Annotated in this window: 26 protein-coding genes; 17 read left to right on the forward strand and 9 right to left on the reverse strand. The window is 63.9% G+C overall.

The window, feature by feature from the left end; genetic code table 11:
- Nucleotides 1-2: 2 nt before the first annotated feature.
- On the reverse strand, nt 3-1,514 hold the full coding sequence (locus ACE3OA_RS12390; RefSeq protein WP_374311093.1) for a UbiD family decarboxylase: 1,512 nt from the start codon (nt 1,512-1,514) through the stop codon (nt 3-5).
- A 79-nt stretch (nt 1,515-1,593) separates the two neighbouring features.
- On the opposite strand from ACE3OA_RS12390, the gene ACE3OA_RS12395 reads away from it, so the two are divergent.
- The gene (locus ACE3OA_RS12395; RefSeq protein ID WP_374311094.1) at nt 1,594-2,358 is read left to right on the forward strand and encodes a caspase domain-containing protein; all 765 of its coding nucleotides are present in this window, start codon (nt 1,594-1,596) and stop codon (nt 2,356-2,358) included.
- Between the two features lie 14 nt (nt 2,359-2,372).
- Here the strand turns inward: ACE3OA_RS12395 and ACE3OA_RS12400 are convergent, their stop codons facing one another.
- Entirely contained in the window at nt 2,373-3,224 is an 852-nt protein-coding gene (locus ACE3OA_RS12400; protein ID WP_374311095.1) for a tetratricopeptide repeat protein, read from the reverse strand.
- A 191-nt stretch (nt 3,225-3,415) separates the two neighbouring features.
- On the opposite strand from ACE3OA_RS12400, the gene ACE3OA_RS12405 reads away from it, so the two are divergent.
- On the forward strand, nt 3,416-3,724 hold the full coding sequence (locus ACE3OA_RS12405; protein WP_374311096.1) for a hypothetical protein: 309 nt from the start codon (nt 3,416-3,418) through the stop codon (nt 3,722-3,724).
- Nucleotides 3,725-3,726: 2 nt separating this feature from the next.
- Here ACE3OA_RS12405 and cobT read toward each other — a convergent pair whose 3' ends face one another.
- From cobT to ACE3OA_RS12420, 3 genes are all read right to left on the reverse strand, one after another.
- Nucleotides 3,727-5,595 (reverse strand): cobaltochelatase subunit CobT, encoded by a 1,869-nt coding sequence (gene cobT, locus ACE3OA_RS12410; RefSeq protein WP_374311097.1) that lies wholly within the window; start codon nt 5,593-5,595, stop codon nt 3,727-3,729.
- A 22-nt stretch (nt 5,596-5,617) separates the two neighbouring features.
- Nucleotides 5,618-6,616, reverse strand: a complete 999-nt coding sequence (cobS, locus tag ACE3OA_RS12415; protein ID WP_374311098.1) for a cobaltochelatase subunit CobS — start codon at nt 6,614-6,616, stop codon at nt 5,618-5,620.
- A 245-nt stretch (nt 6,617-6,861) separates the two neighbouring features.
- A complete protein-coding gene (locus ACE3OA_RS12420; protein WP_374311099.1) occupies nt 6,862-7,488 on the reverse strand; it encodes a DnaJ domain-containing protein in 627 nt (208 codons plus the stop codon).
- 209 nt (nt 7,489-7,697) lie between these two features.
- On the opposite strand from ACE3OA_RS12420, the gene ACE3OA_RS12425 reads away from it, so the two are divergent.
- From ACE3OA_RS12425 to ACE3OA_RS12445, 5 genes are all read left to right on the forward strand, one after another.
- The gene (locus ACE3OA_RS12425) at nt 7,698-8,093 is read left to right on the forward strand and encodes a YchJ family protein (RefSeq protein ID WP_374311100.1); all 396 of its coding nucleotides are present in this window, start codon (nt 7,698-7,700) and stop codon (nt 8,091-8,093) included.
- Between the two features lie 128 nt (nt 8,094-8,221).
- Nucleotides 8,222-8,494: a BolA family protein gene (locus ACE3OA_RS12430; protein WP_374311101.1), complete on the forward strand. Its 273-nt coding sequence runs from the start codon at nt 8,222-8,224 to the stop codon at nt 8,492-8,494.
- A gap of 233 nt (nt 8,495-8,727) precedes the next feature.
- Nucleotides 8,728-9,840: a PspA/IM30 family protein gene (locus ACE3OA_RS12435; RefSeq protein WP_374311102.1), complete on the forward strand. Its 1,113-nt coding sequence runs from the start codon at nt 8,728-8,730 to the stop codon at nt 9,838-9,840.
- 13 nt (nt 9,841-9,853) lie between these two features.
- Nucleotides 9,854-10,558 carry an OB-fold-containig protein gene (locus ACE3OA_RS12440; protein WP_374311103.1) on the forward strand — a complete coding sequence of 235 codons (705 nt, stop codon included), beginning with the start codon at nt 9,854-9,856 and terminating at the stop codon, nt 10,556-10,558.
- 95 nt (nt 10,559-10,653) lie between these two features.
- The gene (locus ACE3OA_RS12445) at nt 10,654-12,390 is read left to right on the forward strand and encodes a flotillin family protein (protein ID WP_374311104.1); all 1,737 of its coding nucleotides are present in this window, start codon (nt 10,654-10,656) and stop codon (nt 12,388-12,390) included.
- A gap of 35 nt (nt 12,391-12,425) precedes the next feature.
- Here the strand turns inward: ACE3OA_RS12445 and ACE3OA_RS12450 are convergent, their stop codons facing one another.
- From ACE3OA_RS12450 to ACE3OA_RS12465, 4 genes are read right to left on the reverse strand one after another with little or no spacing between them, the layout of a single operon-like run.
- Nucleotides 12,426-13,058 carry a DUF2889 domain-containing protein gene (locus ACE3OA_RS12450; protein ID WP_374311105.1) on the reverse strand — a complete coding sequence of 211 codons (633 nt, stop codon included), beginning with the start codon at nt 13,056-13,058 and terminating at the stop codon, nt 12,426-12,428.
- Entirely contained in the window at nt 13,051-14,373 is a 1,323-nt protein-coding gene (locus ACE3OA_RS12455; protein ID WP_374311106.1) for an HlyC/CorC family transporter, read from the reverse strand. Before ACE3OA_RS12455 ends, ACE3OA_RS12450 begins: the two co-directional genes overlap by 8 nt.
- Nucleotides 14,374-14,419: 46 nt before the next feature.
- The gene (gene aroB, locus ACE3OA_RS12460) at nt 14,420-15,565 is read right to left on the reverse strand and encodes a 3-dehydroquinate synthase (RefSeq protein ID WP_374311107.1); all 1,146 of its coding nucleotides are present in this window, start codon (nt 15,563-15,565) and stop codon (nt 14,420-14,422) included.
- Nucleotides 15,562-16,218, reverse strand: coding sequence for a shikimate kinase (locus tag ACE3OA_RS12465; RefSeq protein WP_374311108.1), 657 nt, complete (start codon nt 16,216-16,218; stop codon nt 15,562-15,564). Before ACE3OA_RS12465 ends, aroB begins: the two co-directional genes overlap by 4 nt.
- Nucleotides 16,219-16,450: 232 nt before the next feature.
- Here ACE3OA_RS12465 and ACE3OA_RS12470 point away from each other — a divergent pair, with 232 nt between their 5' ends.
- The 10 genes from ACE3OA_RS12470 (at nt 16,451) to ACE3OA_RS12515 (ending at nt 23,987) form a co-directional block, all read left to right on the forward strand.
- Nucleotides 16,451-16,594 (forward strand): hypothetical protein, encoded by a 144-nt coding sequence (locus ACE3OA_RS12470; RefSeq protein ID WP_374311109.1) that lies wholly within the window; start codon nt 16,451-16,453, stop codon nt 16,592-16,594.
- A gap of 4 nt (nt 16,595-16,598) precedes the next feature.
- On the forward strand, nt 16,599-18,413 hold the full coding sequence (locus tag ACE3OA_RS12475; RefSeq protein WP_374311110.1) for a hypothetical protein: 1,815 nt from the start codon (nt 16,599-16,601) through the stop codon (nt 18,411-18,413).
- Nucleotides 18,410-19,339: a site-specific tyrosine recombinase XerD gene (gene xerD / locus ACE3OA_RS12480; protein WP_374311111.1), complete on the forward strand. Its 930-nt coding sequence runs from the start codon at nt 18,410-18,412 to the stop codon at nt 19,337-19,339. The genes ACE3OA_RS12475 and xerD overlap by 4 nt, the downstream gene beginning before the upstream one ends.
- Nucleotides 19,340-19,473: 134 nt before the next feature.
- Nucleotides 19,474-20,454 carry a CoA ester lyase gene (locus tag ACE3OA_RS12485; protein ID WP_374311112.1) on the forward strand — a complete coding sequence of 327 codons (981 nt, stop codon included), beginning with the start codon at nt 19,474-19,476 and terminating at the stop codon, nt 20,452-20,454.
- Between the two features lie 30 nt (nt 20,455-20,484).
- A complete protein-coding gene (locus ACE3OA_RS12490; RefSeq protein WP_374311113.1) occupies nt 20,485-21,444 on the forward strand; it encodes an acetyl-CoA carboxylase carboxyltransferase subunit alpha in 960 nt (319 codons plus the stop codon).
- Entirely contained in the window at nt 21,437-21,808 is a 372-nt protein-coding gene (locus tag ACE3OA_RS12495) for a hypothetical protein (RefSeq protein ID WP_374311114.1), read from the forward strand. The genes ACE3OA_RS12490 and ACE3OA_RS12495 overlap by 8 nt, the downstream gene beginning before the upstream one ends.
- Before the next feature lie 102 nt (nt 21,809-21,910).
- Nucleotides 21,911-22,543 (forward strand): hypothetical protein, encoded by a 633-nt coding sequence (locus tag ACE3OA_RS12500; RefSeq protein ID WP_374311115.1) that lies wholly within the window; start codon nt 21,911-21,913, stop codon nt 22,541-22,543.
- Between the two features lie 129 nt (nt 22,544-22,672).
- Nucleotides 22,673-23,263: an RNA polymerase sigma factor gene (locus ACE3OA_RS12505; RefSeq protein ID WP_374311116.1), complete on the forward strand. Its 591-nt coding sequence runs from the start codon at nt 22,673-22,675 to the stop codon at nt 23,261-23,263.
- Complete coding sequence (locus ACE3OA_RS12510; RefSeq protein WP_374311117.1) at nt 23,260-23,544, forward strand: hypothetical protein; 285 nt, start codon at nt 23,260-23,262, stop codon at nt 23,542-23,544. The genes ACE3OA_RS12505 and ACE3OA_RS12510 overlap by 4 nt, the downstream gene beginning before the upstream one ends.
- Nucleotides 23,544-23,987, forward strand: coding sequence for a periplasmic heavy metal sensor (locus ACE3OA_RS12515; RefSeq protein ID WP_374311118.1), 444 nt, complete (start codon nt 23,544-23,546; stop codon nt 23,985-23,987). The genes ACE3OA_RS12510 and ACE3OA_RS12515 overlap by 1 nt, the downstream gene beginning before the upstream one ends.
- The last annotated feature ends 7 nt before the right edge of the window (nt 23,988-23,994 follow it).

The following is a 23,994-nucleotide window of genomic DNA, read 5'->3' on the forward strand; positions in this document are numbered from 1 at the left end:
CCTCATTTCCAAATCGGCCTGCCGCTGCCAGGGAGGCCGAGCTCAGCCCAGCGTGACGTGACGCGGTCGACAATATCGCGGTCCATGGCGATCTTCTCGCCCCATTCGCGATGTGTTTCCGGCGGCAGCTTGTTGGTGGCATCGAGGCCGATCTTGCCGCCAAGGCCGCTTTCGGGCGAGGCGAAATCGAGATAGTCGATCGGCGTGCGTTCGACCAGGGTCAAGTCGCGCACCGGATCCATGCGCGTCGAGATCGCCCACATGACATCCTTCCAGTCGCGCGCGTTGATATCGTCATCCACGACGATGACGAACTTCGTGTACATGAATTGCCTGAGGAACGACCAGACGCCGAACATCACGCGCTTGGCATGGCCGGGATAGGCCTTCTTCATCGAGACGACGGCGATGCGATAGGAGCAGCCTTCCGGCGGCAGCCAGAAATCGACGATCTCAGGGAATTGCTGCGTCAGCAGCGGAATGAAGACTTCGTTCAAGGCCTCGCCCAACACCGACGGCTCATCGGGCGGGCGACCGGTGAAGGTCGAGAGATAGATCGGGTCGCGGCGCATGGTGACGGCGCTGACCGTGAAGACCGGGAACGGCTCGACTGAATTGTAATAGCCGGTGTGGTCGCCGTAAGGTCCTTCCGGCCGATAATCTTCCAGCGAGACATGACCCTCGAGCACGATCTCGGCCTGGGCCGGTACCTGCAGCGGCACGGTCTTGCAGTCGACCAGTTCGACCTTCTTGCCGCGCAGCATGCCGGCAAAATGATATTCCGACATGGTATCGGGTACCGGCGTCACGGCCGCCAGGATCGTGCCGGGATCGGCACCGATGACGACAGCGGCCGGGAAGGGCTCCCGCTTGGTCTCGGCCCAGCGTGCATGATGCTGCGCGCCGCCGCGATGCTTCAGCCAGCGCATCAGGGTCTGGTTTTTCGAGAGAACCTGCATGCGATAGATGCCGAGATTGAAATCGTCCGACTTGCCCTTGCCCGGTCCCTTGGTAACGACCAGCGGCCAAGTGATGAGGGGTGCCGGCTCGCTTGGCCAGCAGCCCTGGACGGGGAGTTCGTTGAGATCGATCTGATCGCCGGTGAGAACGACATCCTGCACTGGCGCGTAGCCCACTTGCCGCGGCTTCATGGCCAGCGCCGTTTTAAGGAGCGGCAGCATCTCCCAGGCTTCCTTGAATCCGCCCGGCGGTTCCGGCTGCTTGAGGAAGGCCAGCGTCTCACCCAGCGCGCGCAGGCCGGACGGTTCCCGGTCCATGCCCCAGGCCACGCGTTCGACCGTGCCGAACAGATTGACCAGGACCGGCATGCCATAGCGCTTGCCGCTGGCCTTGGAGACCGGGTTTTCAAACAGCACAGCAGGCCCGCCTTCGGCCAGCAGGCGGGTCTGGATTTCCGTCATCTCGAGATGCGGATCGACGGGGGCCGCGACCCGCACCAGGCGACCGCTGCCCTCAAGCTTCTGGATGAAATCGCGCAAGGATTCATATGGCATGACCTCGGCAATCTAGCGGGTTTCATCCGGCTGGGCTAGGCTGCGGGTATGGTCACTTTGTGTCGGATCGAGGACAGAAATGTACCGTGTGGTATTGGGGATTTTCCTGCTTCTGGGAATTCTGCCGAGCTTGGCCGCAGCCGAGCCGCGCCTGGCCCTCGTCATCGGCATTTCCGATTACAACTCGCTCGGGCAGAATGACAAAGCCGAGCTGGGCGTCGCCGACGCCAGGCTCATGGCAAAGACGTTGGAGCAGCTCGGCTTCAAAGTGCAAATGGCCCTTGATACCGACCAGCGAGGCATGAAGAAGGCGCTTAGCAAATTTGGTCAAACGCTGGTCGAAGCGGGGCCAGATGCGACCGGTCTCTTTTATTTCTCCGGGATCGGCGTCGCGGCTTCAGGCGAGCAATTTCTCATTCCTGCCTCAGCCCTCGTTGAAGATGTTCAGGATCTCGACTTGGAGACAGTGAGCGCCAGGACTATCGCACGGCAAATGGATTTCGCCGGCTGCCAGACGAAGATCATGATCCTGGAAACGGACCGAAACAATCCGTTTCCCCATGGCGCCGGACAGTCCTACGCAGGCAACATACCGCTGGATTCTGCCGGTTTCTTTGTGGCCTATGCGACGGGCGATGGTAGCCCGCGACTGCGGGCGCCAGGAGCCAACAACCTGTTCACACAGGCTCTCAGTGAAGCAATGCTGGAAACGAATGTCGACATTGCGGGCATGACTCGATCGGCACGCAATCTGGTGTATGCCGCAACGCAATCCAGTCAGGTTCCGACTGACATGTCCACTTTAGTAGCACCCTATTTCTTCAGTGCCGCGCAGGACTACTAGACCTCGGCTTGAAATCAGGGACCTACCAGCAGGCAATCGCCGCCGGCGGCCTTGATGTCCTGGCAGGCGGCCTGAGCTGCGGCTCGGTCGGCGAAGGGCCCGATCTGCAGGCGATAGAAGACGCCCTTGGTGCCGAGATCGGCGCGTTCGACATGAAGCTCCTGGTCCGCAAGCGGGACACCGATGCGCTTCTTCAGGCGCTTCCACTCACCCTCGATGTCGGCCTCATTGGGGACCGAGGCCAGCTGCAGGCGAATGCCGGCGGCCGGTTCAGCCGGCGGCAAAGCGGCGACCTGCTCTTCAGCCGTGGCGGGGGCGGTGGCTGCAGGTTCCGGCGCTGGTTCGGCTATGGGCGCGGCGGCCGATGCGACCGGCGCCTGATAGCCGGCGGCGGCCTGGTCAGATTGCGCCTGTGCAGCGGCGCGCTGTTCCGCCGTCATGCGCTGGGCCACGATCGATTGATTGGTTTCCGCCATGATGCGCGAGACGCCGGGTGCTGCCCCGCGTGCCGCAAGGGAAAGCCACTTATAGGCTTCGGTGTCGCTCTGCGCGACACCGTCACCCTTGGCGTAGAGCACGCCAAGGCGCGACTGGGCTTCCGGTTCACCGGCTTCCGCCGCCTGCTGCAGCAGGGTGACGCCCTCGGCGGCGCTGCCGCCATGGCCGGCAAGATAGAGCTGCGCCAGCTTCCATTTGGCATAGCCGTCGCCGGCATCGACCAGCGGCTGCAATTCGGCGATGGCCTGATCATATTTTCTGGCCGCGATGGCCGCCTCGGCGGCGGCGAGATCGGCCGCGGCGGGGAAAGCGTAGGCCAAACCCACACCCAGGGGAGCAATGGCCCACAAAAATTTCAATGAAGCCATAGGGTTCCTCCCAAAAACGGCGACGCGACCGCCGGGAAGATAAACCGACAAAGCGAGTCGGGTCGATGGCGCTGACGTCGTCCCCCGATCACGAAATACCCTGAATTCGCGGCAAAATGCCCACTTCGAGGATGACATTGAAGCGTGCCACACTACATCTGTTGAACCGGCAAGGGCCCAAGGAGTTTCTGATGCCGATCCTGGTCAAGTTCATGCTCCGGCACGCATTGGTCGGCTACGCCGCCGCGATCATTTTCGTCGCCGCTATTCTGGCCCTCGATCTCGGTGGGCTCGCGACACTGGTCAGCACGTCCCGCTTCGGCGTGCTGGCTGTTGCGATGCTGACCTTCTTCACCGGCCTCACCTTTGCCAGCCTGCAGATGGGGATCGCCGTCATGTCCCTGAAGGATGAGAGCGCCGCCGATGGCCCGACCGACCATGGCAGTCAGGCCGAGGATCTGTCATTCGAGCCGGTCCCCGTGCGGGTGCGCAAGAAGTAGGTTTATTTAGCGGCGAAGCCGCCCTTGCTGCCGCGACGGTGATCTTCCTCGAACAGGGCCGCAAGCTGCTCCAGCACCGTGCCGCCGAGTTGTTCGGCATCCACCAGAGTCACCGCGCGGCGATAATAGCGCGTGACATCGTGGCCGATGCCGATCGCCACCAGTTCCACCGGTGAGCGCGTCTCGATCCAGTCGATCACGTCGCGCAGGTGATGCTCGAGATAATTCCCGGGGTTGACCGACAGGGTCGAATCGTCGACCGGCGCGCCGTCGGAAATGACCATCAGGATCTTGCGCTGTTCTGGCCGTACGGCAATGCGGTTATGCGCCCACAGCAGCGCCTCGCCGTCGATGTTCTCCTTGAGGATGCCTTCGCGCAGCATCAGGCCCAGATTCTTGCGGGCCCGGCGCCAGGGTGCGTCGGCGGCCTTATAGACGATGTGCCTGAGATCGTTGAGGCGACCGGGATTGCCGGGCTTGCCGGCCGCGATCCAGCTCTCGCGCGATTGGCCGCCCTTCCACATGCGCGTCGTAAAGCCGAGAATTTCGACCTTCACGCCGCAGCGTTCCAGCGTGCGCGCCAGGATGTCGCCGGTCATGGCGGCGACCGTGATCGGCCGGCCGCGCATGGAGCCTGAATTGTCGATGAGCAGCGACACGACCGTGTCGCGGAACTCGGTATCGCTTTCCTGCTTGTAGGAAAGTGGCGTCTCCGGGTTCACGACCACGCGCGGCAGGCGCGCGGCGTCGAGGATGCCTTCCTCGAGATCGAAATGCCACGAGCGGTTCTGCTTGGCGAGCAAGCGCCGCTGCAGGCGGTTGGCGAGTTTCGCCACCACGGTCTGCAGGGCCGTCAATTGCTGGTCGAGCAATTGCCGCAGGCGCGCCAGTTCTTCCGGATCGCACAGATCCGCGGCGTCGACCACTTCGTCGAATTGCGTGGTGAAGGGCTTGTAGGGTGCCTCGTTGCGGCGGCTGAGATCCGGCTCATTCCGGCGCTTTGGGCTGCCCGGCTTTTCGTCGCCGGTCTCAGCATCCATCTCCATGTCGGTTTCTTCCGCGTCGACATCTTCCGATTCCGCGGCGGCGCTTTCGGCAGCTTCCGATTCCAGCTCCATCTGGCTGTCGGACTTCTGCTGTTCCTTACCCTTGGTCTGTTGCTGGTCGTCCTGATTGTCCTGGTCAGGCTCGTCCTGGTTCTCCGGCTCTTCATCCTCAGGGTCGAAATCGTCTTCCGAGGCTTCAAGCTCCATATCGGCCAACAGGCGGCGCGTCGCCTTGGCGTATGATTTCTGGCTGGTCAGGCATTCGCCCAGGCGCTCGATATCCTCACGCACCTTCTGCGGCAGGTCGCCGCGCCACAGATCGACCATGCTCTTGGCAAGATCCGGTACGGCCTGCCCGGTCAGCGTCTCGCGCGCCAGCAGGCGCAGTACATCGGGGAGCGAGCCTTCCTGGCGCGAGGCCACGCGCACGAAGCCTTTCTGCCGGCAATGCTCGTCGAGGGCTGCATTGAGGTTCTGCCGCACGCCGTCCATGCGCTTGGCGCCGATCGCTTCGACGCGCGCCGTTTCCAACGCCTGGAAGATCTCGCGCGCAAGCTGGCTCTTCGGTGCCTCGCGGGCGTGGATCTTCGGGTTGTGATGTCTGAGCTTCAAGGCGATGGCGTCGGACTCGCCCCGCGTCAGTGCCACATCCGCCGCCGGCAGGTGCCGGCCGGGCAGTGGCAAGCGTGCTTCATTGCCGCTGATGCCGCTCGGCCCCTGATTGGGGGCAAAGCTCACCTGCAGTTCCTTGTTGCCCGACATGGCGCGCATGGTGGCGCCCGTGACGCGGCGGAACTCCTCGACCGGATTCTTCGGCCCCGACATCGTTCCCTCGAAATCCGTTCGCTTACGCCCGGATCTGGGCCTGGGTGGCCGAATCCTTCAGATCCTGGCCAAAGCAGCGCTGGTAATACTCGGCGACCACCGGCCGCTCCAGCTCATCGCATTTGTTGAGGAAGGAGACGCGGAAGGCGAAGCCGACATCGCCGAAGATGCGCGCATTCTCGGCCCAGGTGATGACGGTACGCGGGCTCATCACGGTCGAAATGTCGCCGTTGATGAAGCCGGCGCGGGTCAGTTCGGCGCAGGCGACCATGGCGTTGACCTGCTTGCGGCCGGCCTCGTTGTCATAGGTCGGCGACTTGGCGACGACGATGTTCACTTCGTCGTCATGCGGCAGGTAATTGAGCGTCGCCACGATGTTCCAGCGGTCCATCTGACCCTGGTTGATCTGCTGCGTGCCGTGATAGAGGCCGGTCGTGTCGCCAAGGCCCACGGTGTTCGCGGTGGCGAACAGACGGAAGGCCGGATGCGGGCGGATCACCTTGTTCTGGTCGAGGAGCGTCAGCTTGCCTTCGACTTCGAGCACGCGCTGGATCACGAACATCACGTCCGGCCGGCCGGCATCGTATTCGTCGAAGACGAGCGCGGTCGGGTGCTGCAGGGCCCAGGGCAGCAGGCCTTCGCGATATTCCGTCACCTGCTTGCCGTCCTTGAGGACGATCGCATCCTTGCCGATGAGGTCGATACGGCTGATATGGCTGTCGAGGTTGACGCGGATGCAGGGCCAGTTGAGACGGGCCGCGACCTGTTCGATATGGGTCGACTTGCCGGTACCGTGATAGCCCTGGATCATGACGCGCCGGTTGAAGGCGAAGCCCGCCAGAATGGCCATGGTCGTGTCATGGTCGAAGCGATAGCTCTCATCGACGTCGGGTACCAGCTCGGTGCGCTGGCTGAAGGCCGGCACCTGGAGGTCGGAATCGAGGCCGAACATCTGGCGGACCGAGATGCTGATGTCGGGCGTCGAGGACTTGTCGATTTGGGCAAGATTCTGGGTGACCATGATGCGGGGCTCGTCAGCTCGTTAACATCTTTGAAAAGGGCGCTCTTTTTAGGGCAATTCCTGGATTGTGACTAGGTCATTCCCTGCAAAGCAGCCCTGCTTTCGTCAGGTTTCCGTGCAACAGCGGCCCAAGGAGGCCCCAAGGACGTCGCTGTGCCCAAGAAAAGGGCAGGGATTGGGCCAATCGCCGCAGGACCGGCTGAAGCGGCAACCGCTAAATCGGCACCCGCTAAATCGGCACTGGCTCAATCGGCGATGGCTGCGCGTTTCAACGTGCTGTAGGCCTGATTGACGACCTTGAGCCGTTCCTCGGCCTCCTTGTTGCCGCCATTGGAATCGGGATGCAGCTGCTTGGCCAGTACCTTGTAGCGTGTCTTGATGGCATCCCAATCGACCGGCGATGTCAGCTCGAGTACCGCCAGAGCCTGTTCCTCGGCCGATAATTTGCGCCTGGCGCGGGCCTTGGCTTCCTTTTCGGCCTGGCGCTTGGCCTGGCCCATGCGGGCCTCGATTTCGGCCTGGACCTCTTCCGGGAACAGGTCGAACCGGGTTCCGGCGGCGAATTTGTACTGGCGTCCGCTGGCGGTCCGCTGGCCGAGTTTCCAGGTCGGCCGGTCGCCGACGATGGAAGAGCGCACGGATTTCTCGATTTCCTCTGGGCCCATACCGGAATAATAGTCCCAGGTGCGATTGTACTCGCGCACATGGTCGAGGCAGAACCAGTAGTAATCATTGAGCCTTTCGCGCGATTTGGGCGCGCGAAAGGTGCCGGATTCCTTGCAGCCGGCATGGTCGCAGCTCGTCTGGCGCGGCGGCGGGTCCGGGTCGTAATGGCTCCGGCGCCGGTGACGGATGGTCTGTTCTTTCGACATGAAGTTAAGTATGAGGGTCGGAAGGCGTAATCGCAAGGGCGGGAGCACTTGCAGGAAGTCATGTCGCAGTCTAAGCGGATGCGGCGACAGGAAATTTTTTGATAGGTCTGGATCTCATGACGACGTGCCATTGCGGTTCTGGAAAACAGCTGGAAGCGTGCTGCCTGCCTTTGATCAACGGCGCCGCGGCGCCTACGGCTGAGGCTTTGATGCGCTCGCGCTACAGCGCCTTCAAGCTCGGCAACCTCGATTATATCGACAAGACCCATGCCAGCGACATGGACGAGCCCTTCGACCGCGCCGAGGGCGAAGTCATGATGAATGAGATCGACTGGCGCGGGCTTGAAATCAGGCACGTTGTCGGCGGCGGCGAAAAGGACGAGACCGGCGAGGTCGAATTCATCGCTCGTTTCAAGCGCCAGGGCCAGACCGGTGTCCATCACGAGAAGGCCACCTTCAAGCGCGAGAACGGCCGCTGGGTCTATGTTGATGGCGAACTGAACCCGAAAGCGCCGCCGCGCCGCGTCGTCCAGGTCGGCCGCAACGATCCGTGCCCCTGCGGCTCCGGCAAGAAATACAAGAAGTGCTGCGGCGCGGCCGCGTGATTTTCTCGCGTTTCGTTATGCCCGGACTTGATCCGGGCATCCACTCTCACAGCGGCGCCACTGGATCCCCGGGTCAGGCCCGGGGATGACGGGTTTCTCACGGTGCTAGCGAACTTGACGAGGCAGTTATGGGCAAGGTGGCGGACGGCATGGCGGCGAAGTTGCAGGCGGCCTTTGCGCCCTCGCAGCTCAACGTGATCGACGAGACCAACCAGCATCACGGCCACGCCGCCTGGAAGGAAAGCGGCGAGACGCATTTCAAGATCGAGATCACCGCGGCGGCCTTCGCCGGCAAAAGCCGCGTCGATCGCCAGCGCCTCGTCTATGCCGCTTTGGCCGACGACCTCAACGCCGGCGTCCACGCGCTGGCGCTGGTGGTGAAGGCGCCGGGAGAGGCTTAAGCAAAGAAACGCGCGCCGGTGGATTGCGCCGAAGCACAGGGTGGCCTACATGTTTTAGGCGCAAAGGCTCGCAACCATTGCAAGTCAAAGGTACGTTCTGCCCGCTCTCCTGCTGCCCCTGGTAGATAAATTTCTCTTCAATATCCCGAAATAGTCTTGAAAAGGACAAAATTGGTCCTTTATATGGCTGCATGAAAGACAAGCGGCGCAATAAGGCGTTCGGGCAATGTCGGTTGGCCCTCCATCCGGATGCCGGCAAGGCCGTCAGTTTGCGGCGCATGCTGGGAGCCTATGCCGATCTCCTCGCCTGGTTGGATATTACCGTTCCCGATGCGCAATCGGCGGATCTGGTTGCGCTGCATCGTCACTATTACGAAGCCGCCCGGGCTCGCTCCCAATTGCCGGCGCAGAGCGTCGTGCTGGCACTGAGGGATTGGGCGCAACGTCGCCGCGGCTTGATTGTCGAAGGAATGCCCTATGACGAGAAGCTTTTTTCCGTGCGGGGCATCCAGTCGCTCTCCCTGGCGACATTGGAGGGCAGGGTGATCGTGCCGTTCTCAGTAGCTGATTACGGCGATAGCTGGCACGGCAGCGCGCCAGCGCGCCTCATCGATCTCGGTTCGCGCTTCGAATTTCTGATCTCGGCCGAATTGGCCACCGTCGAAACCGCCTTGAAGGAGAAGAACATGGCGACTGAAAGTGCATTGAGCAGGATTGGTCGAGTGATTTCTGGCATGACGCACGCGGCGATCACGGCGGCTGAGCAAAGCAATCCGCCGGCGGTGATGGAACAGGCGATCCGCGAGATCGACAGTGCGGCGGATGAGGTGCGTGCCGAGCTTGGCAAGGCCATGGCAGAACAGCATCGCACCGATGCGCGACGCAAGGAATTGCTGCGCGAACGCGACGAACTGGACGAGAAGCTGCAACTGGCCGTGGCACAAGGCCGCGATGATCTCGCAGAAAGCGGCATCGCCAGGCAGCTCGATATCGAGGCTCAGGTCAGCGTTCTCGACCGGCTGCTCAGCGATGTCGCCGATCGCATTGCCCAACTCAACCAATCGCTCGATGCCGTGCGGGCGAGCCGGCGCGAAGCTGAGGAACGGCTGCAGGAAATGCGCAAAGCCGAACAATCGGCCGCGACAGACGTTGCCGCTTCGCCAGGCGCCAGGAACGGCGCGGCGGCAAAGGTCGAGAAAGCGGCGGCAGCCATTGCGCGCGTGAGCGGCGTCCCGTCGGGTCCCGGCCAGGAGCAGGCAGGTGCAATCGAAGAACTCAACCGCATGGCGCGGGACCACGCCATCCAGGAACGCTTGGCCAGGTTGAAAGCAGCCAACAAAAACTGAGCGAGGTAGTCACGTGAACGACGGTTCGGCTCTGGAGTTCATCCTCGGCCCAGGCACACGACCCTTTGCGGTGTCCGGTCTCATCCTCATCGGCCTGCTGGTGATCGAGGTCATCAGCATGACGATGGGTGTCTCGCTCTCTGCCAAAATCGACGCGCTGTTCGACATCGATACGCCGGACGCGCCGGACCTGGATCACGGTGCGGTGGGGGGGAGCGGGCTGGATATCCATGCCGCAGAAGGCAGCATGTTTGGCACGGCGTGGGACTGGCTCAATGCGGGCCGCGTCCCCTTGCTGGTCTGGGCAATGGCGCTGCTGGCGGCATTCACGACCTTCGGCTACGTCATCCAGGCGATCGCCCATCTGCTGGTCGGCTTCCTGCCGGCGGGCATGGTGGCTGTGCCGTCCGTCATTCTGGCGGTGCCGCTCGCCCGCAATCTCAGTCGCTTGATTGGGCACGTCGTGCCGCGGGACGAAAGTTATGCGATCAGCCGCGACGATCTGGTCGGCTTGACCGGCATTGTTTCCATGGGACCGGTCACGGACATGGAGATCGGCCGGGTTACGCTGAAGGATGCGTATGGCAACAAGCACTTCCCATGGGTGCGCGCAGCGTCATCGGGAATCACCTTGGACAATGGCGCGGTCGTGCTCCTGACCGAGCGGCGCGGTACGGAATATCTCGTCATTGCGGCCGATCCAAAGCTGGTCGCGTGATGCCTGTTCTCTTTTTGAAATCTGCCTTTGAACTCTGATTGTGTCGTTGCTCAAGCTGATGGTCAGCCCTCGCACGACACGGGAAGGAAAATGACATGCTTGACCTGATCATTGCCGTTGCCCTGCCGGCGGTTATCGGCCTGGTTGCGATCCTGGCTATCGGCCTGGTGATCGCGCGACTTTACGCCCGGGCCGAAAAGGATCGGTCCTATGTGCGAACCGGCCTTGGCGGACAGAAGGTCGTGCTGGACGGTGGCTCCATCGTGCTGCCGGTCTTCCAATCGATCCGCTGGGTGAATCTGCAGACATTGCGCCTGGACGTGCGCCGCGAAAACGGCGAGGCGATGATCACCAAGGACCGCATGCGCGTCGATATCGGCGTCGAATTTTATGTGCGCGTGAAACCTGACCAGCAATCTATTGCCCTTGCAGCCCAGACCTTGGGCGATCGCACGAACGATGCCGACGCGCTGCGCGAACTGGTGGAAGCCAAGTTCGTCGACGCTCTGCGCTCGGTGGCGGCGACCATGGTTCTGGCCGACCTGCAGGAAAAGCGCGCCGATTTCGTCAAGCGCGTCCAGGAAACCGTGGCCAGCGATCTCGAACTCAACGGCCTGGAGCTGGAAAGCGCCTCGCTCACTAAGCTCGACCAGACCGATACCAAGTTCTTCAATCCGAACAACGCATTCGACGCGGAAGGCCTGGCGGCCTTGACCAAGATCACCGAAGCCAAGCGCCAGGAGCGGAATCTGACGGTGCGGGCAACCGAAGTCGCCATCGCGCAGCAGGATCTCGAAGCACGGCAGAAGACGCTCGAGATCGATCGGCAGAAGAAGGAGGCCGAACTGTCTCAGGAGCGTGACATCGTCAACAAGACGGCGGAAACCCGCGCCGCCGCCGCGCTGAAGGAAGCCGAAGCCCAACGCGCCGAGGCCGAAGCTCGAATCACCACCCAACAGGCGGTTGCCTTGCGCGAAGCCGAGGCCAAACAGGCCCAGGAACAGGCCCGCATCGCTGCCGAACTTGCCATCCAGCAACGCAAGATCGAGGCGGATCGTACCGCCGAGACGCTGGCCATCGGCAAGAAGCGCGATATCGAGCTTGCCGACCAGGAGCGTGCCATCGCCGTCGCGGACCGCAGCCGCGCCGAATCCGATGCGCGCGCCGAGGCTGAGAAGGCCCGCGCCCTGGCCATCTCGGCAGAGGAATCGGTGACGACCGCCCAGCAGGTCGCCATCGCCGAACGCGAGCGACAGATTGCCGTTCTTGCCGCGCGCCAGGCCGCCGAACAGGAAGCGACCAAAGTCACCGTGCAGGCCCAGGCCGAGCGCAACGCGGCCGAGGATCGTGCCGAGGCCGTTCGCACGTCCGCCAAGGCCGATTCGGATGCCGCTCTCATCCGCGCCGAAGCGCAGGCTAAGACCTATGACGTCGAAGCCGAAGGCCAGCGCAAGATCAACGAGGCCCGCAACGCCTTGTCTGAAGTCATGGTGGAACTGGAAATCATGCGCGAGCGCCTGCGCATCATCCCGGTGGCGATCGCAGAGGCCGTGCGTCCGCTCGAAAAGATCAGCGACGTGCGGATCGTCGACATGGGCGGCGGACTTCCCGGCAACAACATCTCTGGCGAGAATGGCGGCGGGCGGCTTGACGGCCTGATGGGCCAGTTGCTGGCCTACCGCGCCAACGCGCCGGTGGTGGATCAGTTGCTGAAAGAAGCGGGCTTCGCCGAAGGGACCGATCTGGTCAACCGGTTGCTCGTTGGCGCCCAGCCCGTTCCAGGTTCCACTAACGGGCACGCTGCGCCGAGCGTACCGCCCGCCGCACAATAACGGGTCTTGCGAAAATAGCCGGGCTGACCGCCGCGTCAGCCCGGTTTTTTCATGTCGTCGCTCGGCTGGTAAAACGCCGGCCAATGCGTGCGCACGACGTCGCCGTCGCTGGCCAAAGCGTGGCAGGTGTCCAGGAAGCCTGGGCGTTTGCCGGGCGTGGCATCGGCCGGAGGTCCGTCAGTGTCGCTCAAACCCGCGTCGCGCTTGGCTTTCTCCCGGTAGCCATAGATGGTCTGGAAGGCGACCGTGCCCATGGCGCGCAGCATTTCGACGTGATGGGTGCAGCCATGGGCGCCGCTGAAGCTGTTGCGCAGGGTGCGTGACCAGCCCTTGGCCACGGTGGCGCCTTTGAGGGCGTCGAAGGCCGGCGTGATGTCGGCGCAGATGGCGAAGGGCGACGCCGCCGTCACCACGGCGATATCCATGACGGTGAAATGATCGTCGAGCGTCAGGCGGATCTGCATGTCGTGGACCGGATCGCCCGGTTCGACCATGCCGCGCCATTCATTGGGAAAGGCATGATCCTTGGTGTCGACCATGCGCCCTTCGATGTCGAACAGCCCGTCCTTGCGTCGGAAACCGCGGAAATCATAGCGCCTGGTGTGCAGGGGCTCGCGCGCCGCCGGGGTGGGCAGGGCGGTGGGCAGAGCGGTGACCGGCTTAGGCATTCTGGCGACCTTCGCGTTTTTCTTGAGACTTCGCCGGTTTTGCCGGCATGGCGTCGAGCGGCGGCGTCACCTTGATACGGGTCAGTTGGTTGCGTTGCCGCTCCAGAATTTCAAAGCGGAAGCCATGGAAGGCGAAACGCTGGCCCGGCGATGGGATCTGCTGCGCTTCGTGCAAAACCAGCCCGGCGATGGTCGAGGCTTCCTCGTCCGGCAGGCGCCAGGCATATTCGCGGTTGAGATCGCGCAAGGTGACGGTGCCGTCCATCTCCAGGCTGCCATCGGGCTGCGGGCTGACGCCGGCCACGGTGACGTCATGCTCGTCGGAAATATCGCCGACGATCTCCTCGAGGATATCCTCCAGGGTGACGATGCCCATCAGGGCGCCATATTCGTCGACCACAAGGGCGAAATGCTCGCGCCGGCTGCGGAAGGCTTCGAGCTGGGCCAGCAGATTGGTCTGGTCCGGAATGAACCAGGGTGACGCGGCAAGCGAGACGATGTCGAGACCCTCGAGCTTCCACTGATTGGCCTGGACTGCGCGCAACAATGCCTTGGCATGGAGAACGCCGATGATGTTGTCGGCCTCGCCGCGATAGAGCGGCAGGCGGGTGTGCGGGCTCTGCAGCACCTCGGCCACCAATTGTTCGATCGGCTGGTCGGCATCGATCAAGGTCATGTTGCGCCGGTGCACCATGATGTCCGACACCGGCACGTCCTCGAGATCGAGGATCGAGTGCAGCATCTGGCCGGCTTCGCGGATTTCCTCGTCGGCGCCGGCATGGAGCGCGATGGCGCCGCGCAGTTCCTCGAGGCGTTCCTCGGATCCCGGCTCGCTGATGACCTTGACGCCGAAGAGGCGCAACAGGCCGCTGCAAATGATCTGCGTCACATGGGTGATCGGCGAGGTCAGGCGCACCAACGCCAGGACGAGCGGGGCCAGCGTCAGCGCGGAGCGGTCGGCGTGGTTGATGGCGAACGTCTTCGGCAGCACTTCGCCCAGCACGAAGATGATGATGGTGGCCACGATGCCGGCGTAGACCGCGCCAGCGTCGCCCAAATACACGGCGAAGACTTGCGCCGAAAGAATGGCGATGAAGCTGTTCACGCAGGCATTGCCGAGCAGAATCGTGCCGATCACCTGCTCCATGCGGCCGCGCAGCCTGTTGACCACGATGGCACGCTTGAAGCCCTGGTTGGCCAGCGTCAGCATGCGGGCCTTCGACGCTGCGGTAAGCGCGGTTTCCGAACTGGAGAAGAAGGCGGAACCGAAGACCAGGAGCACCAGGACGCCGATGTTCAGCAGGATCCATTCCATCGTCACCATCCACTAGCGAAATGAAAGCCGCCGCGAAGCCGGGGATTCAAGCGGCGATTGCCGATTCCAGAACGGCGCTGACCTCGGCAAGATCGACATGCGCCGGGTGAAAGGTCTGGCCGATGCCGCGTGCCAGCACGAAGCCGATGCGCCCATCCTTCACCTTCTTGTCGCGGCCCATATGCTCGACCAGCCGCTCGGCCGACCAGAAGCGGCCCTGCACCCAGCCCGGCGCCGTCGGCAGGCCGATGCTCGCAAAATGCCGCTGCACGCGGGCGGCGTCTTCCGCCGGGCAAAGGCCCAGGGTGACCGAGAGGTCGAAAGCCATGACCATGCCGATGGCGACACCCTCACCATGCAGCAGTTCGTCCGTAAAGCCGCATTCGGCTTCGAGCGCGTGGCCGAAGGTGTGGCCGAGATTGAGGAGGGCGCGGGCGCCGCTTTCGCGTTCGTCGGCACCGACGATACGCGCCTTGGCGCGGCACGACACGGCAATGGCATGGCGCCGCGCCGCTTCATCGCCTTCGATCACGTCGACGCCATTGGCTTCCAGCCAGGCAAAGAAATCAGGCTCGTCGATGAGGCCGTATTTCACGACTTCGGCATAGCCCGCCAGCAATTCGCGCCGGCCCAGCGTGTCGAGGGTCGCGGTGTCGGCCAGCACCAGGCGCGGCTGATAGAAGGCGCCGACCAGATTCTTGCCATGGGGCGTGTTGATGCCGGTCTTGCCGCCGACCGAGGAATCGACCTGCGCCAGCAAGGTCGTCGGCACCTGGATGAAATCGATGCCGCGCAGCGTGATGGCGGCGACAAAGCCGGTAAGGTCGCCGATGACGCCGCCGCCTAATGCGATGAGCGTGGTGCCGCGCTCGACCTTCATGTCGAGCAGCAGGCCGGTCAGGCGCTCGACCTCGGCAAAACTCTTGGTCGCTTCGCCGGCCGGCATGATGATGCTGTCGACCTTGACGCCGGCCTGGGTCAGCGCATGCTCCAGCCCTTCGAGATGCAGCTTGGCGACGTTGGCATCAGTGACGATCACGACATGGCGTTTGGCCAGCAGCGGCACGATATGCTCGCCCGCCGCGGCGATGAGATTGCGGCCGATCAGGATGTCGTAGCTGCGCGCCCCCAGATCGACCCGTACGCGGTCCGGCTGCGACCGATCGGTGCCGCTTGCCCTGGCAGCCGTCATGACGCCGCTTCCTTGGTTTTGGCGAAATGGTCGTGCAGCGCTTCCATGACCTTGCCCAGCGTCACCTCCGGGGGACCATCCGCGCTGTCGACGATGATGTCGGCCTCGGCATAGAAGGGATGGCGCGTTTCGATGAGTTCGGCGAGCTTGGCGCGCGGATCGACATTCTGCAGCAGCGGCCGGTCGTTGCGGCGCGAGACGCGCTTCAGGAGCAGATCGAGATCGGCGCGGATCCAGATGGAGAGGGCGCGTTCCTTGACCAGGGCGCGGGTGGTCGGGTCGACAAAGGCGCCGCCGCCGGTCGCCAGCACATGGACGGGATTGCCGAGCAGCCGCTGGATGACCCGGCGCTCGCCGTCGCGGAACGCCTTCTCGCCATGCATCGCAAAAATGTCGGGGATCGAGCAGCCGGCGGCCGCCTCGATTTCGCGGTCGGCATCGACGAAGGGCAGGCCCAGATGGCTGGCCAGCCGCTTGCCGATGCAGCTCTTGCCGGCCCCCATGAGGCCTACCAGCACGATGGGCTTGGTCACTTGCGCCAGCACGCCTTGCCCGAACGCCTTGTCGAGGGCGAGATCGGCTGTTTCGCGCGAACCGGCGCGACCGCCTGCGGTGCCGCCATGCACGGCATTATCGTGGGATGTGTCGACCATTTGCCGTGGGTATCAGGCACTTAACCTTCCCGTCAAGCTCCGCCCGGCTGGGGCTGGAATGGGCCGACCCGTCACGCCGAGTTGATGCGCGGGAACCCTAATTGGCGGTTAGTATTTGAACTAGCATTCGAATCCGGCGCTATGGCATGGTGCAGTCGATCCCGACCACGATGCTGCCGGACCATTCGGAAACATTGTCCCGGGCCATGGTTAAGCGGTTGATTTTCCTGACATGAGCAAGCCACTCCTCAGCCTCATCGGCATCGTCGTCGTCATCCTCCTGGGCGGAATCGTCTTCCTCGGCACCTACAAGCTGCCGGCACCGTCACAACAGGTGGAGCTGCAGATCCCGAATGACCGGCTTTCGTTGCAATAAGCCAATGACCCGGACAGCCGGGCAAAGCGGCAAGGCCGCGCGTGCCCTGGCGATGGCCCTGGCGACCGCTGCGGCGCCGCTGGCCCTGATCAGCCCGCTTTCGCCGGCCTGGGCTCTATCCGGTGACCCGACGCCGCTTGGCGTGCCCCTTCCGGCCCCCGGGACGAACCAGCCGCCGGCTGGTGGCGGCATCGAGGCAGCCCCCTTGCCGCCAGCCCAGCCCGCCCCGCCGCCAGTGCAGACCTTGCCCGGCCAAGCCCCCGCGGCAACGCCCTTGCCGGCACCGGTCGCAACGCCTGCCGCTGCCCCGGCACCCAATGCCGCCGCCGGCGATCTCGGCGCGGATCTGTGGCAGAGTTCCGAAGTCTCGCGGTTGATGGGCCTCATACCGAAATTGCCCGCCCCGGTCAGCGTGCCGGCCCTCAGCGACCTGCAGCGGCGCCTGCTACTGACCAACGCCCCCAGCGCCGGGGCGGCTGGGCCGGTCGATCCCTTGATGCCGGTCCGGGCCGACAAGCTCCACCAGATGGGTTTCAACGACGCCGCCGTCGGTCTCACGCAAGGCACGCCGATGCCGGGACCAATGGATCCCCAGGAGGCGGTCGAAAAAGCGCTGCTGGCCAATGATACCAGCGGCGCCTGCCAGCAGGTCGACGGCATCATGGGCCGCACCCAGGCGCCGGACCTCTTCTTCCGCCGGGCCATCATCTTCTGCCAGATCATGCGCGATCAGAACGACCCGGCCTCGCTGGGTCTCGATCTGCTGCGCGAGCGCAACGATCCCGACCCGGCGACCAAGGATTTCATCGCCCTTGCGGCCCTCGCCAATGGCGAGACCAAGCGCGTGCCGAAGAATGTCGCCGTGCCGGATCCGCTCAACGTCGCGCTGATGAAAACGGTCGGCATGAAGGCGCCAGCCGCGATCGGCGCGGCGCCGGTGGTGCCGGTGGGTGTCGGCGGCGCCGTCATGATCGCGCGCGACGCCGGCCGGCCGCTGCCGGAACGTCTCGGTGCGGCGGAAACAGCCTTTCGCTATGGCCTGATCCCGGCGCAGGAGTTGGGCGATCTCTATCTGCAATTGCCGGCTGGCATCGCCGATCCGGCGACGGCCATCGGTATGGGCGACAGCGTCGAGTTGCGGGCGCAGCTTTATCAGGCCGCCTATCGCGGCGCGGTGCCGGCGCTGAAGGCGCGCATCATCGACGCGGCCCTCAAAAAGGCGCGCCAGCGTGGCGATTATGTGAACCAGGCCCAGCTCTATGCGCCGCTGGCGCGCGACATCGCGCCGTCGCGGGAACTCTCCTGGTTCGCGCCGGAATCTGCCCGCCTCATGTTTGTAACCGGTCAAGCCGACAAAGGCGGTTACTGGCTGAACACGGTCGCGGCGAATCTCGGTGTTTTCAGTCGGCCCGGCGAAAAGGAAGGCCTCGATCTCCTGGGGCGTGTCGCCGGTCTCCCCGGCAGCGGCGATCCGGTCGCGGCCTGGGCCACGGCCAGTGGCACGGCCAATCCGCGGGTCGAACTGCTCTACACGCTGCTGTCGGGTCTCAATCAGCCGGTGGCATCGACCATCGCCGGTTCCTTCCAGGCAGCCCCCATCATCGCCCCCGGTTCGGCAGCTGCTGAAGTCGTGGCGGCTGCCTCGGGCAAGCGGAAGGGCGAGACGATCCTGCTTTCCCTCATCGCGATCGGTGGCGACAAGGCGATTGCCGCTGATCCGGCGACCCTGGGCAGCGCGCTGCGCAGCATGATCGATCTGGGGTTGGAGGCGGATGCGCGCCGCATTGCCCGCGAAATCGCCGTCCTAGCCGGGCTGTGACTGCCGAGCCGGCCTTCGGCGCTTTCTTCGAAATGCTGGCGGCGGAGCGCAATGCAGCAGCCAACACCTTGGCGGCCTATCGCCGCGACCTGGAAGACGTTGCTGGATTCCTGACGGCACGCCGCGGGTCTCTGGCACAGGCCAGTGCCGACGATCTGCGCGCCTATCTCGGCCGCCTGGCCGACAATGATCTTTCGCCGCGCACGCAAGCGCGCCGCCTCTCCGCGCTGCGGCAGTTCTATCGCTTCCTGGTCGAGGATGGCCGGCGCCAGGACGATCCGACGGCAGCGCTGGATGCACCGAAACTCGGCCGGCCATTGCCCAAACTGCTGTCGGAAGAAGAGATGTCGGCGCTCATCGAGGTGTGCCGCGGCCTTGATGGCGCGGAAGGTGCGCGTCTGCTCGCCATGATCGAACTGCTCTATGCCACGGGGCTGCGCGTCAGCGAATTGGTGCGCATGCCGGTCGCCGTGATGCTGCGCGACCAGCCATTCCTGACGGTGAAGGGCAAGGGCGGCAAGGAACGCCTGGTGCCGCTCAACCCGCCGGCCAAGGCAGCCCTCGCGGCCTATCTCGAACACCGGCCACGCTTCCTGCGAGAGGGCCAAGCCTCGTCCTTCTTGTTTCCATCGCGGGGCAAGGAGGGGCACCTGACGCGCCAGCGTTTCGGGCAGATGCTGAAGGAGATCGGCCTCAAGGCGGGAATCGATCCGGCGCGGATTTCGCCCCATGTGCTGCGCCACGCTTTTGCGACACATCTCCTCGACCACGGTGCCGATCTGCGCAGCCTGCAGAAGATGCTGGGGCATGCCGACATCGCGACCACGCAGATCTACACCCATGTTCAGCAGGAACGGCTGAAATCCTTGGTGGAAGCGCACCATCCCCTGGCCAAGGCGGGCAAATCCACATCGCGAAAGCGTTAAACAGTCCCGGACAAGTAAATTGGCCAAACCATGCCGCTCCGGGCACAGGCATTGTGCAGCGCAAAGGCGAGGATTGACAGCAGCCCGGACCCCGGGCCAATAACAGTCGCAACCATCTGGGCAGGAAGTGAAAGATGAGCTTCAAGATCGTCGACCAGGCACCCGCGCGCCTCAACCGCAGCGAACTCGCCGTTCCCGGCTCGCAGCCGCAGCTCTTTGAAAAGGCGGCGAAATCCGCTGCCGACGTGATCTTCCTCGACCTCGAGGACGCGGTGGCGCCCGACGACAAGGCCCAGGCCCGCAAGAACATCATCCAGGCCCTCCACGACATCGATTGGGGCACCAAGCAGTTGTCGGTGCGTATCAACGGCCTCGATACCCATTACATGTACCGGGACGTCATCGACGTGATCGAGCAGGGCGGCGAGCGCCTCGACCTCATCATGATCCCCAAGGTCGGCACACCCGAAGACGTCTATGCTGTCGACATGCTGGTGACGCAATGCGAAGCAGCTATCGGGCGCAAGAAGCGCATCGGCTTCGAGATGATCATCGAAACGGCGCTGGGCATGCAGAACGTGCACGCGATCTCGGCCGCCTCGAAGCGCAATGAAAGCCTGCATTTTGGTGTGGCCGATTACGCCGCCTCGACCAAGGCCAAGACCACCAATATCGGCGGCGCCAACCCGGCCTATTCGATCCTCACCGACAAGGATGCGGCTGGGAACCGCGACGTGCATTGGGGCGACATGTGGCACTATGCCGTTGCCCGCATGGTGGTGGCGGCCCGCGCCAATGGTCTGCGTCCGGTTGACGGACCGTTCGGCGATTTCGGCGATGCCGACGGCTACAAGGCTGCCGGCGCCCGCGCCAACGTGCTGGGCTGCGAAGGAAAATGGGCGATCCACCCGTCTCAGGTGGCCCTTGCCAACGAGCTTTTCAGCCCGGCCGAGGCCGAGGTGAAGAAGGCCGAACGCATCATGGAAGCGATGGCTCAGGCCCAGAAAGAGGGCAAGGGCGCCGTGTCGCTGGATGGCCGCCTGATCGATTTGGCTTCAATCCGCCAAGCCGAGGTGCTACTTGCCAAGGCGCGACAGATTTCCGGCGCCAAGTAACGCGACCGGCCCAAGGAGAGTTTTGCGAGAATGGCGACCTACCTCGAATTCGAGAAGCCGATTGCTGAACTGGACGGCAAGATTGCCGAACTGAAGCATGTGGCCACCGGCGGTGACATCAACATCGCCGAAGAAGTCGCCAAGCTGCAGGGCAAGACCGAAAAGCTCCTGCGCCAGACCTACGCAAAGCTGACGCCTTGGCAGAAGACGCTGGTCGCGCGCCATCCGGAACGGCCCCATTTCCGCGACTATGTCGCGGCGCTGGTGACCGATTTCGTGCCCTTGGCGGGCGACCGTGCCTTTGCCGATGATCGTGCCATCCAAGGCGGCCTCGGTCGCTTCCGTGGCCGCCCGGTGGTGATCATGGGTCACGAGAAGGGCAACGATACGCAAAGCCGTGTCCGCCACAATTTCGGCATGGCCAAGCCCGAAGGCTATCGCAAGGCCATTCGCCTGATGGAACTGGCCGAACGTTTCGGCCTGCCGGTGGTGACGCTGGTCGATACGCCGGGTGCCTATCCAGGGGTCGAAGCGGAAGCGCGCGGCCAGGCGGAGGCGATCGCGCGCTCGATCGAAACCTGCCTCAAGATCAAGGTGCCGCTGGTCTCGGCCATCATCGGCGAAGGCGGTTCCGGCGGTGCCATCGCACTGGCTGCCGCCAACCACATCGTCATGCTGGAACATTCGGTCTATTCGGTCATCTCGCCGGAAGGCTGCGCCTCCATCCTGTGGCGCAGCGCCGAGCAGGCGAAGGATGCGGCCGAAGCCCTGAAGCTCACCGCCGAGGATCTGAAGCAGCTCGGCGTCATTGACGAGATCGTGGCCGAACCCCTGGGCGGCGCGCATCGGGCGCGCGGTGAAACGGCGGCGCGGCTTGGTGATACGCTGGAGGCCGCTTTGGCCAGGTTCGACAACCAGCCGGGCGAGGATGTCCGCGCCGAACGGCGCCAGAAGTTCCTCGATATGGGCCGGCAGGGCCTGAATGCTTAAGTCCCCGATGCGTCTCGCGGCCCTCATTCTCGCTGGTGTCATCGCCGGTGCTGGTATCGCCGCCGCGCAGGACGACGACATGTTCATGCCGGGCGTCATCGGCGCCGAACAGGGCATGTCGGCGATCGATTTCGATTCCGCCCGCATGAGCTTCTTCAACCAGGCGGATGCCAATGGTGATCTGGCCTTGTCCCCGGACGAGATGCGCCAGGCGATGGCCCATGGCGGCTCGCCGCTGTTCGAGGGCAGCGACATCGACGGCAATGGCGGCATCAGCCTTGATGAATATATGGAAAGCGGCAACGAGCTGTTTTCCGGCCTCGACGCCGATGGCGACGGAGTCTTGAGCTCCGGCGAAATGTAACGCCCAAGCTCCAACCCGGCCGCTCGCGCAGGGTTCCCCACCGACCGCCGTGTAACGTTATGAAGAGGCTGCGAGGCAGCCTTCCATGACGGAGTCTCGGTAATGAAAAATTCCAATCGTCTCATGCTGTTGGGCGGCGTTGTCGGCCTGATGCTGAGCGCTGCCGTCCCGGCTTTGGCGGATTTTGGCCCCTGGACCGATGCGGACACCAACAAGGACGGGACGATCGACCGGGCCGAATTCGACACCCAGCGCGCCAGCCATTTCAAGACGGCGGACGCCAATGCGGACGGCTTTGTGACCGCTGAGGAAATGCAGGCCTTTTTCGAGGCCCAACGCGCCAAGATGGGTATGCAGAATGGTGACATGGGCGCCAAGTTCCTGCAGCGCTTCGATGCCGACAAGGACGGCAAGCTCACCGCGACCGAATGGCCGACCAAGGGTCGCATGACCTTTGCCGATGTCGACGCCAATGCCGATGGCGCCGTGACGGCCGACGAACTTGCCAAGATGCGCAAGCCTCATGATGGCAAGGGCGGGCCGGACGACAAGAATCATCTGGCGCGCTTCGACACTGACAAGGACGGCAAGATTTCGGCCGCCGAATGGACTGCCCAGGGCGACAAGATCTTCGCGCGCCTTGACGACAACAAGGACGGCAAGATCGCCAAGGATGAGATGCCCAAGCGTCACAAGCGCGGCGCCGAAGACTGCCCGGCAACCGCGCAGCCCTGAACGCAAGCAAGGCCCTTCGTAAGAGATGGCTCAGCGTAAGAGACTGGCAAGATGGGCAATGGCATGGCCATAATCGCAGCTCACAGCGCCCCTGGTCCGCGGACCAGGGGCGAAGCAGCCGGAGTTGTCTTGATAAAGCCAGCGCAGGATCGGCAGGTAGCGAACGATACCGGCGCACTGGCTGGCGACGACGACGATCGCTTACTGAGCGGCATTGCCGCCGGCGACAGAACCGCCTTCCAGCGCTTGCGCGAGCGGCATCTCAACCGCGTCTTCTCGCTGGCCCTGCGCGTCACCGGTTCGCGGGCCGATGCCGAGGACGCGGTGCAGGAAGCTTTCACCCGGGCCTGGCGGAAGGCCGCAAGCTGGCAGCCGGGCGAGGCGAAATTCTCCACCTGGCTCTACCGGGTGACGATGAATCTGTGCATCGACGCCCGCAGGAAGCCGCGCGCCGAGCAGCTCGATCCGGATCTGCCGTTGCGCGATCCGAGCCCGGGCGCCGAGGCGGTGTTGCTGGCGGCGGAGCAGGAGGCACGTGTGCGCGCCGCCATGGCCGAGCTGCCGGAGCGGCAACGCGAAGCCATGGCACTTTGCTACACATTGGGTCTCAGCAATGCCGACGCAGCGGAGACCATGGAGATTTCGGTGAAGGCCTATGAATCACTGCTGGTGCGCGCCAAGCGGGATATCCGCACCAGATTGGAAGGAACGGATCGATGACCAGACGCATGCAAGATGACGCGTTCGAAGCCCTGCTGGGGAACGCTCTCAGGATCGAAGCGGCGCCGCCTGCCTTGGCGCAGCGCCTTGATGCCGGCGGCGCGCGGTCGGGCTTCTGGCTGATGACGCTGCTGTCGCCGGCGCGCATGGCCGCCAGTGCGGCGATCCTGTCGCTGGCGATGGGCTTTGCCCTCGGCTGGGGCAATGCGCCGGTCAGCGATGAACTGGAACTGGATGTGGTGGCCTCGCTCTATGCCGCCAATGATGTGGGGGAATTCTGATGACTTTCTCTGGCGCCAAGGCGAAATGGCTGCTGGCCGGTGCGATCGTCTCGCTCTGTCTCAACCTGTTCCTGCTCGCCGGCATGGTGGCCGGCCGCATGCACGGGCCCTGGGGCGGACCTGAGGGCAAGGGCGGCATGGTGATGGCGACGGTCCCGCCGGAACTGCGCTCGGTCATCGGCGAAAAGCTCAAGGCGCGCGGCCCCGAATTCAAGCAGGAACGCGACAACATGCGCGCCTTGCGACTCAATGTGGCGGACGCCCTGGCGGCCGAGCCCTTTGATCCGGCAGCCCTCGATGCCGCGCTGGCGACCCTTGAGCAATCGGCCGGCAAGCTGCTGCATCACGCCCAGGAAGGCTTGGCGCAGATCGCGGCCGAATTGACGCCGGAACAGCGCAAGCAATGGGCCGAAGGCTGGCGCAAGATGGGTCCGCGCCGCTGAGCGCCGG

It is taken from the genome of Dongia sp., from assembly GCF_041906375.1.
Taxonomy (GTDB): domain Bacteria; phylum Pseudomonadota; class Alphaproteobacteria; order Dongiales; family Dongiaceae; genus Dongia.